Source organism: Neptunomonas sp., assembly GCF_041601355.1.
Taxonomy (GTDB): domain Bacteria; phylum Pseudomonadota; class Gammaproteobacteria; order Pseudomonadales; family Balneatricaceae; genus Neptunomonas.
The window spans coordinates 1-9,618 of record NZ_JBFIIH010000142.1; the positions used below are offsets into that span (position 1 = coordinate 1).

At 44.0% G+C, this 9,618-nt stretch carries 7 protein-coding genes and 1 pseudogene; 4 read left to right on the forward strand and 4 right to left on the reverse strand.

Annotation, left to right across the window (positions count from 1 at the left end; genetic code table 11):
* From ABY436_RS17065 to ABY436_RS17080, 4 genes are all read right to left on the reverse strand, one after another.
* Window positions 1-449 (reverse strand): tetratricopeptide repeat protein (locus ABY436_RS17065; protein ID WP_372740136.1); only part of this gene is annotated, 449 nt, incomplete at its 3' end.
* A 185-nt stretch (window positions 450-634) separates the two neighbouring features.
* Window positions 635-1,414: a sulfite exporter TauE/SafE family protein gene (locus tag ABY436_RS17070; RefSeq protein WP_372740137.1), complete on the reverse strand. Its 780-nt coding sequence runs from the start codon at window positions 1,412-1,414 to the stop codon at window positions 635-637.
* A gap of 57 nt (window positions 1,415-1,471) precedes the next feature.
* A complete protein-coding gene (gene ppsA / locus ABY436_RS17075) occupies window positions 1,472-3,805 on the reverse strand; it encodes a phosphoenolpyruvate synthase (protein WP_372740142.1) in 2,334 nt (777 codons plus the stop codon).
* Between the two features lie 147 nt (window positions 3,806-3,952).
* Window positions 3,953-4,519, reverse strand: a complete 567-nt coding sequence (locus tag ABY436_RS17080) for a tRNA-uridine aminocarboxypropyltransferase (RefSeq protein WP_372740138.1) — start codon at window positions 4,517-4,519, stop codon at window positions 3,953-3,955.
* 193 nt (window positions 4,520-4,712) lie between these two features.
* Here ABY436_RS17080 and ABY436_RS17085 point away from each other — a divergent pair, with 193 nt between their 5' ends.
* From ABY436_RS17085 to ABY436_RS17100, 4 genes and pseudogenes are all read left to right on the forward strand, one after another.
* Complete coding sequence (locus tag ABY436_RS17085) at window positions 4,713-5,534, forward strand: pyruvate, water dikinase regulatory protein (protein WP_372740139.1); 822 nt, start codon at window positions 4,713-4,715, stop codon at window positions 5,532-5,534.
* Window positions 5,535-5,701: 167 nt separating this feature from the next.
* Window positions 5,702-8,008: an RND family transporter gene (locus ABY436_RS17090; protein ID WP_372740140.1), complete on the forward strand. Its 2,307-nt coding sequence runs from the start codon at window positions 5,702-5,704 to the stop codon at window positions 8,006-8,008.
* On the forward strand, window positions 8,009-8,806 hold the full coding sequence (locus tag ABY436_RS17095; RefSeq protein WP_372740141.1) for an outer membrane lipoprotein-sorting protein: 798 nt from the start codon (window positions 8,009-8,011) through the stop codon (window positions 8,804-8,806). It abuts the gene before it with no gap.
* Window position 8,807: 1 nt separating this feature from the next.
* A pseudogene (locus ABY436_RS17100) lies at window positions 8,808-9,618 on the forward strand (hypothetical protein); the annotation flags it as partial.

Consider the following 9,618-nt stretch of genomic DNA (forward strand, 5'->3'; position numbering starts at 1 on the left):
GCATCGGGTAGCTGATCTAAAAGTGTGTAGGCTTCAGCCCGATAACCTAAAAGATCTACTTGGACAGGCTGCGACAAGCCGTCTACCTGTAAATCTGAGATGATCCTTTGATAATTACCTAACTGCAGATAGGACTTGGCCAGGTTCAATACAACCAAAGAGGAGTCTGCACCAAAAATCAATGCCTGCCTCAATGCATGTTCAGCAGCTTTAGGGTCGCCTTGCTGCAGATATATTTCACCGGAAAGGAGTAACGATGGTAAATGTTGCGGGTTAGCCTGTAAGGCATTTTTTAGTTGAATGATGGCCTCTGGTAGCTCATCCTGATAATACAATTTATTAGCATCTTCAAAATACACACCCACATCCTGGCGATTATCGGCCACTGCTAGCGGCGTCAGGCAACTGAATGTGAGTATTAAAACACCCGCTCTACAAAAAATACCCATTCATCACATCCTTATCAATACACCAACAAATCACAGTGACGCAAAAATGCACCACCTATCCATATAATGTAGACACGGAATGCAAAGTACACAAATTCAAGCCCTGACTTAACCGGATATACCCGCTTTTAACTCATTTTTTCAGCATGACCCGGGTCTGGTCTTTTAAATAAAAGAATACAGCGCTACAGCCATGCTTTCCAAAGACCGATAAGGCTGATAATGATGAGAGCAGCACCGAGTACCCGAAAGAAAAGAGGCGTCTCCGTTTCCACTATTTTTTTATGAAAATGCAATCCAATAAAATGCCCCAGCGTTGCGCATGGAAGCAGCCAAAGATGATGGATCAATTGAAAATCAACTCCCGCCCATAAAAAGGCAGCACATTTAATCAACACCAAAATAAACCAAAGAACAAACAAGGTATCTCTAAGCTGGTGCTTGGCTACATGTGATGCATACACGGCAACAATAAGCGGTGCGCCTATCAACGAAGTGCCACTGATATAACCACCCAGCATCAGAAAACTGCTATCCAGCACTCTGCTATTGCTTCTAAAAGGCTTATTCAGCACATAGCCAATGGCGTACACCATGACGATACTGAAGATAATACTGTTCATCAGTTCGGTAGGGAGCGTCAACAAACCGAAAACACCGATTAGTTTCGGTATGATCATCACGCCTAAGGAGTGCTTTAAATATTTCCAATCGATACTTGATTGACGAGCCGCATCTGATTTATCTCTTCGTGCTTGTCGATGGGTTGTCAAAGTAATCAAGCCTGAAAAGACCAATAAATGGACCGCAATAATCGGCAAAAAGACCAGCGGTTGATTATGAACCAGCAGAAGGAACGGGAGTGTCAGTACTGCACCGCCAAAGCCCAGCCCGGAACGCACGAAACCGCTCCAGATAAACAACAAACCAATTAGTAGATACTGCCATAATTCAAGTTCGTTCATATATATTCTGAAAATAGAAAAAGGGGCCAAAGCCCCTTTCATTATAAAATAACAAAGTCAGTCAGTATCGTTAGCTAAAAAGAACCAGGTATCCAAAACGGAATCTGGATTCAACGAAATGCTACTAATCCCCTGATCCATCAACCATTTAGCCAGATCAGGATGATCCGATGGCCCTTGCCCACAAATCCCTATGTATTTGTCTTTGGCTTTACATGCATCGATCGCCATACTTAGCAGCTTTTTCACTGCATCATTACGTTCATCAAAAAGATGAGCGATAACGCCAGAGTCCCTGTCCAGGCCGAGCGTAAGCTGTGTCAGATCGTTTGAGCCAATTGAGAAACCATCGAAATACTCTAAGAACTCATCAGCCAATAATGCATTTGAAGGAATTTCACACATCATAATCAGACGCAAACCATTTTCACCACGTCTTAAGCCATTATCAGACAGCAATTCAACAACATGCTTAGCTTCCCCGACGGTCCGAACAAACGGAATCATGATCTCTACGTTGGTAAGACGCATTTCATCCCGCACTTTTTTAAGCGCTCGGCATTCAAGTTCAAAACAATCACGAAATGATTCAGAGATATAGCGAGACGCCCCTCTGAAGCCAAGCATCGGGTTTTCTTCGCCAGGCTCATATTGATCACCACCAATGAGATGGCCATATTCATTCGATTTGAAATCAGACATCCTGACAATAACTTTTTTGGGATAAAAAGCAGCAGCCAGTGTAGCAATTCCTTCTACTAATTTTTCTATATAGAAGTTAATGGGCCCATCATATCCTGCAATACGACGATCAATCACCTGACGTACTTCGGGTGATTGATCGTCCAGATTCAGTAACGCTTTTGGATGCACACCTATCATTCGGTTAATGATAAATTCCAAACGAGCCAAACCCACACCCGCATTAGGCAGCGACTGGAAATCAAAAGCACGATCCGGATTTCCAACGTTCATCATAATATCAAACGGTAAACCAGGCATTGAGTCGACACTATTTGTCTGATGCTCAAAGTTCAAACGCCCTTCATAAGCCCGACCGGTATCACCTTCAGCACAGGACACAGTCACAACCTGACCATCCCGCAATATTTCAGTCGCATCACCACAACCTACAATCGCGGGAATCCCTAACTCACGCGCAATAATAGCTGCATGGCAAGTTCGACCACCGCGATTAGTGACAATAGCAGCAGCGCGCTTCATGACGGGCTCCCAATCCGGGTCGGTCATATCGGTTACTAACACTTCACCCGGTTGGACTTTCGACATTTCAGAAACATGGGAGATCAAACGCACGGGGCCGGAACCTATCCGGTGACCAATTGAGCGCCCTTCAACAAGTATTTTTCCTTTTTCTTTCAACAGATAACGTTCAATCACATTGCCGTTATCACGGCTTCGTACTGTTTCAGGTCTTGCCTGAACAACATAGAGTTGTCCGTCATCACCATCTTTTGCCCACTCAATATCCATCGGCCGGCCATAATGATTCTCAATGGTAACGGCAATCTCTGCGAGTGTTTGTACATCATCGTCATTAATAGAAAAACGATGACGGTCTTTAGCGTCTACTGCAACCGTCTCAACAGCCTTAGTCGTACTACCATCCCCGGCATATATCATCTTGATCGCTTTTGAACCTAATGTACGACGAAGAATAGAGGGGATTTTCTGTTTCAATGTAGGCTTGTAGACATAGAACTCATCTGGATTAACCGCCCCCTGAACAATCGTTTCCCCCAAACCATAAGCGGCGGTAATAAACACCACATGGCTAAAGCCGGACTCAGTATCCATAGAAAACATGACACCTGAAGCGCCCGTATCACTGCGCACCATACGCTGCACACCGGCAGACAAGGCGACTTCGCTATGTGCAAAATGATGATGATCACGATAAGAGATAGCGCGATCATTATAAAGTGATGCAAACACCTCTTTAATCGCTTGCTTTACCTGATCTAACCCGCGGATATTAAGAAAAGTTTCCTGTTGGCCAGCAAAAGAAGCTTCCGGAAGGTCTTCGGCCGTTGCAGAGGAACGAACAGCGACCGACATACTCGCATTATTACCAGACATCTCGGCAAAAGCAGATTCAATAGCGCTATTCAGCTCCGGTTGAAATTCTGCATCGAGAACCCATTGGCGAATTTGAGCACCGGTTGCTGCCAGCGACACTACATCATCAATATTTAATTGCGTCAGCGCTGTATTTATTTTTTCATTTAAACCACTGAAGCTTAAAAAGTCGCGAAAGGCCTCTGCTGTCGTTGCAAAACCACCAGGAACCTTGACTCCTGCATCACTTAACTTACTTATCATCTCTCCCAAGGATGCGTTTTTGCCACCGACTTTATCAACATCTCCCATACCCGCCTGCTCAAGACGCAATACGTAATTATGCAAAGCTGTTCTCTCCTACTGTCTAACGGTCACGCTGGTAGTTTTTATTATTTCAGCGTCAGATGACGACAGCGTACGTTAATTTCAAAAAAATAAAAAAAACGGTAAACGAATTCAATCGTTTTTCCCTTTTTCGGGAACATGACCAACAAACGTATAAAAATCTGTTTCAAGTTTATTTGCAAGATGATTCTGATGATTCATCTTTAATAAGGCTATCACACTTTCGGCTGTACACAGCCCTCCAGCTATCTGGTTACGACGCAGCTTGAATAATGAGCCTTCAGATGGCGCTAATGTAATCCTTGGAAGGCCGGTAAGATATGGGCTCCTGTTGAAAATTTTCCGTGCTTCCTGCCACGTACTATCAATAATGATAAAACTTGCTTCATCAGCTTTATCTTGCCGACCTTGCTCCAAGCTAACGGTCGATTCCGCTACCCGTTCAGAACTTATAGAATCAGAGAAGTTTTGCCGGGTGCAGTCTTGCCCAGAGCTGCTTTGCTCTGGATAGAGTAAAAATACGTCCCCCTTTGCTATTCGCTTTAACAGCCCGGCGTCAGGGTTGATTCTATCCCATATGATCCGCGTCACATTCAAACCAGACTGTAACAAGACCAACTTGCCTGTATTGGTCTTTTTCACACGCTCTCTCTGGTGGGTCAACAAAATAATATGCATTGAATTTCCAACTTGGACGTAGCAGGTAGATCTAACCAAACCAGATGATTAAAAATCATAACATATTTCATCAACATTCTACGTAATCCCGCCACACATCTTAACGACTGCGCTCCTACTGACCTCCGACTTCTTGCTGTTGTGACTGGTCATACTTGCTATAATCATCGCCTGATAACACAACGAGAACTTCATGAAGCGAACTGTATTTTTTATTTCTGATGGGACAGGTATTACAGCTGAAGCATTAGGTGACAGCCTTCTGGCGCAATTTGAAGAGATAGAGTTTGAAAAAATAACTCTTCCTTATATCAATACTCCAGAAAAGGCGGCTGAAGCGCTAAAGGCCATCACCGCTGCAGGTATCAAAGACGGACTCAGACCCGTACTTATAGATACCATTGTTAATGATGAGATTCGGCAAATTTTAGATAGTTGTGATACGTTAAAAATAGATGTGTTTTCAACCTTTATAAAACCACTTGAGCACGAATTCTGTACTCACTCTTCTTATTCTGTCGGTAAGTCACATGCGATTGTTGAAGCCAGCAGCTATAGAGAGCGGATTAACTCAGTCAATTTCGCACTTGAAAATGACGACGGCGCACGCACAAAACAATACAGCAAGGCTGATATCATCCTGGTGGGCGTTTCCCGTTGTGGCAAAACACCGACCTGCTTATACATGGCCTTACAATTTGGTATTCGCGCTGCCAACTACCCACTCACGGAAGACGACCTGACTCATAACGGCCTGCCTGAATGCTTGCTGCCGTATAAAGAAAAACTTTATGGCTTGACCATCGACCCATTCCAGCTCACCGCTATTCGACATGAGCGCCGTCCCAACAGTCGCTACTCTTCGCTTGACCAGTGTGACAAAGAGATCAGATTTGTTGAACGCCTGTTTGCCTCGCAACTAATCCCGTTTATTAACACCACTACCTTTTCGATTGAAGAGATTTCAACCCGCATCATGGCTGACCGTGGTTTACATCGTCGTCTTAATAATTAACTTTAGTTCAACTGCACAAAGACACTGTCCCAACTGTGTGTATGACATATCATCAAGAAATAAGCGAATTGAAGGCCAAAGGTTATATTCTTGCAACCTGCTCATCAAGGGCAAAGTGCTGTGCTATTATTTTTATTGTTGGCTATCCGGCATAATTGGAGTGAAGTATGAAAGAGCGTGTCTTTGATGTTGCCCTTAAGCACCCTATCTGGGTCTTGCTGGCCAGTATCATTTTGGTTGTCGCTGCCGCGGCAGGTGCAAAGAACCTTGTTTTCAAAAGCGATTACCGTGTATTTTTCAGTGAAGAAAATCCACAGTTAACCGCTTTCGAAAGCATGCAAAAAATTTACAGCAAAAGTGATAATGTTGCTTTTATAATCGCGCCCAAAGAAGGCAGTGTGTTTACACCAAAGCGATTAGCGGCCATCCACGAACTCACTCTGCAATCTTGGCAAGTCCCTTACTCGACACGTGTCGATTCCATTACCAACTTTCAGCACACCGTGGCTGAAGAAGACGATCTGATCGTAGAAGATATGGTTTTAAATCCTGAATCATTAACAGATGAACAGATGCCAGCTTTGCAGGAGATAGTCATTAGCGACCCGCTTATGCGAGATAAGATAATATCTGATGACGGACGAGTCACGGTCATTAATGTTACTGTTCACCTGCCCGGAATCAACCCGGTTGTCGAAGTCCCTGAAGTCGTTAGTAAAATCAGAGATATGAAGCAGATTTTTCTGACAGATAACCCTGATATGGATATCTACTTATCCGGTATGGTTATCATGAATAACAGCTTTGCTGAAGCATCACAGAATGATAGTAAAAGCTTAATTCCGCTGATGTTCGGTATGGTTATACTAACCATGATCTTTCTGTTACGCACCATCAGTGGCACCATTGCCACCGTAGTCATTATTATCTTCAGTATCCTCAGCACCATGGGACTGGCAGGGTGGACTGGATTCTACCTGACAGGCCCTTCCGTCAGCGCACCGACAATGATCCTGACCTTGGCCGTTGCTGACTGTGTCCATATATTAGCCACCTTTTTTTATGAACTACGACAAGGGGAAGAAAAAAGCAAAGCACTGAGAACCAGTTTACGTATCAATTTCAGCCCCATATTCTTAACCAGTATCACCACGGCGATTGGTTTCCTGAGTATGAATTTTTCAGATTCCCCACCCTTCAGAGACCTTGGCAACATGGTGGCCACCGGTGTCATGATCGCATTTGTGCTTTCCGTGACCGTGTTTCCTGCGCTTTTGATGCTACTGCCTATCAAAGTTAAGCAACGGACAGAAGATAAAAATGATCTCATGGACACTATTTCCAAGTTCGTCATCGACAAGCGCAACATGCTGCTACCAAGTATGACGGCTATCATCCTCGTTTTAATTGCTTTCCTTCCGCAGAACAAGCTTAATGATAACTTCGTTGAATATTTTGATACCTCAGTACCCTTTCGCCAAGCAACCGATTTCATGGAAGCTAACCTTTCTGGAATGGCATCAATTGAGATATCTATCCAATCAGGTGAATCGAGTGGTATCAACAACCCAGCCTATCTTAAAGCACTGGATAATTTCAGCATCTGGTTACGTGCTCAACCTGAAATAGATCACGTCAACACACTGACCGACATTATTAAGCGTCTTAATAAAAATATGCACGCAGATGATCCCGCATATTACACCCTGCCGGAGAGCAGAGAGTTGACTGCTCAATATTTACTTCTATATGAAATGTCATTGCCATACGGTCTTGATCTGAACAATCAACTAAACGTAGACAAATCGTCGACACGCATCATAGGCACAATGAAAAACCTGACAAGCAATGAGCAGATTTCATTCGAGTCACGTTTATATCAATGGTTTAAAGACAATTCCCCCCAATATGAAGTTCATGTTGCCAGCCCTAGTTTAATGTTCTCTCATATCGGCCAGCGCAATATCCAGAGTATGCTGATAGGCATCACCTTTGCACTGATATTGATTTCTGCTTTATTAGGTATTGCATTAAAGTCTGTACGTTATGGACTGATTAGCTTATTACCCAATTTGGCACCCGCTGCAATGGGCTTCGGATTCTGGTATTTTATTGATGGGCAAGTAGGGTTAGCACTCTCTGTTGTTGCTGGTATGACACTGGGTATCGTGGTCGATGACACTGTGCACTTTCTAAGCAAATACCGCCATGCTCGTATTGATAAAGGAAAGAGTGCCGAGGACGCCGTTCGTTATGCTTTTGCCAGTGTTGGACGTGCGTTATGGATAACCACACTGGTTTTAGTCGTCGGCTTTTTGGTACTGGCTCAATCGAGCTTTAAGGTCAATGCAGATATGGGGCTTCTTACCGCAATCACTATAATGATCGCGCTGATTGTCGACTTCCTCTTCCTGCCCCCACTATTAATGAAGCTCGACAACACCGCTGTAACAGAAACAACCAAGGACAAATAGATGAAACTTTGCCCAAAACCACTTACTTGTATTCTCTCCGTTTTACTACTTGGATCAGCTTCCTTCACTTTAGCCGAAACGGCAGAAGAAAAAGGTCTAGCTATTGCTCAACAAACCAAACATAAAGACTTGGGCTGGAACGATATGCAGGCCCAAATGACTATGGTGTTACGCAATAGCCAAGGACAGGAAAGTATTCGTGAAATTCGTATTAAGTCACTAGAGCAGGAAGCAGATGGCGATAAAAGTTTAAGTATTTTTGATAAGCCTCTGGACGTAAAAGGCACCGCTTTTTTAAGCTTTTCCCACCCGGTAGGTGCCGATGACCAATGGCTGTATTTACCCGCATTAAAGCGGGTTAAGCGTATTGCCTCCCGCAACAAGTCGGGCCCCTTTATGGGATCAGAGTTTGCTTATGAAGACCTGACATCATTTGAAATTGAGAAATACACCTACAAATATCTGCGTGACGAGCCTTGTGGTACCGAGCAGTGCTATGTTGTTGAACAATACCCTGTCGATGAGTTTTCGGGGTACACTCGACGTGTCACCTGGATTGATCATAGTGAAAACAGGTTACATAAAATTGATTTTTTTGATCGGAAAGATGCGCCACTGAAAACACTGACCTATGCCGACTATCAGCAATACGAAGGCAAGCACTGGCGCCCAAACCTGATGAAAATGGTCAATCATCAAACCAATAAAAATACAGACCTTATCTGGACGGATTATCAGTTCAAAAGCGGTTTAAGTGATGCCGACTTTAACAAAAACTCATTAAAACGGGCACAATAATATGTCTTTACTACGAAGCTCTTATATCCGACATGGTATTAAAGTAACCAGCATGGGGCTGATACTGGCATCTAGCTCTCAGGCTCATGCCAGTGCAGAATTTGAAGCTTCGGGTAAAGTTACTGGCGAACTAAGACTATTTCCTGAAAGCCCACAGTACATAGATCAGTATCAGGATGCGAATCTATCTCTGGCATTGGAACCTGATTTTTTCTGGCAGTGGAACGACACTTTAGACTCTTTGACTTTTAAGCCATTTTTTCGGCTGGATCAACATGACAATGAAAGAACCCACGCGGATATACGAGAGCTCAGCTGGGTACATCAAGGGGATGGCTGGGAGCTACGCAGCGGAATACGCAAAGTGTTCTGGGGGGTCACGGAATTTCAGCACCTTGTCGATGTGATAAACCAAAGCGATGGTATCGAAGATATTGATGGTGAAGATAAACTAGGCCAGCCCATGATCAACCTCTCTCTGGTAAAATCCTGGGGTATTGTGGATCTTTACTTACTACCGGGTTTTCGGGAGCAAACTTTTCCCGGAAAGGAAGGACGTCTGCGCTCCAGCCTCGTAGTGGATACTGACCAAGCAAAATTTGAAGCCGGCAATGAAGCACTTCACACGGATTTGGCCATACGCTGGAGCCACTCAGTTGGTGATTTCGACTTGGGAGCGCATTGGTTCCGAGGGACCAACAGAGATCCTATTTTAGAGATGGGAATGAAAGGTACTGAAATGGTTTTAGTTCCCTACTATGAGCAAATGAACCAATTCGGATTTGATCTGCAGGCGACGATTGAAAGCTGGC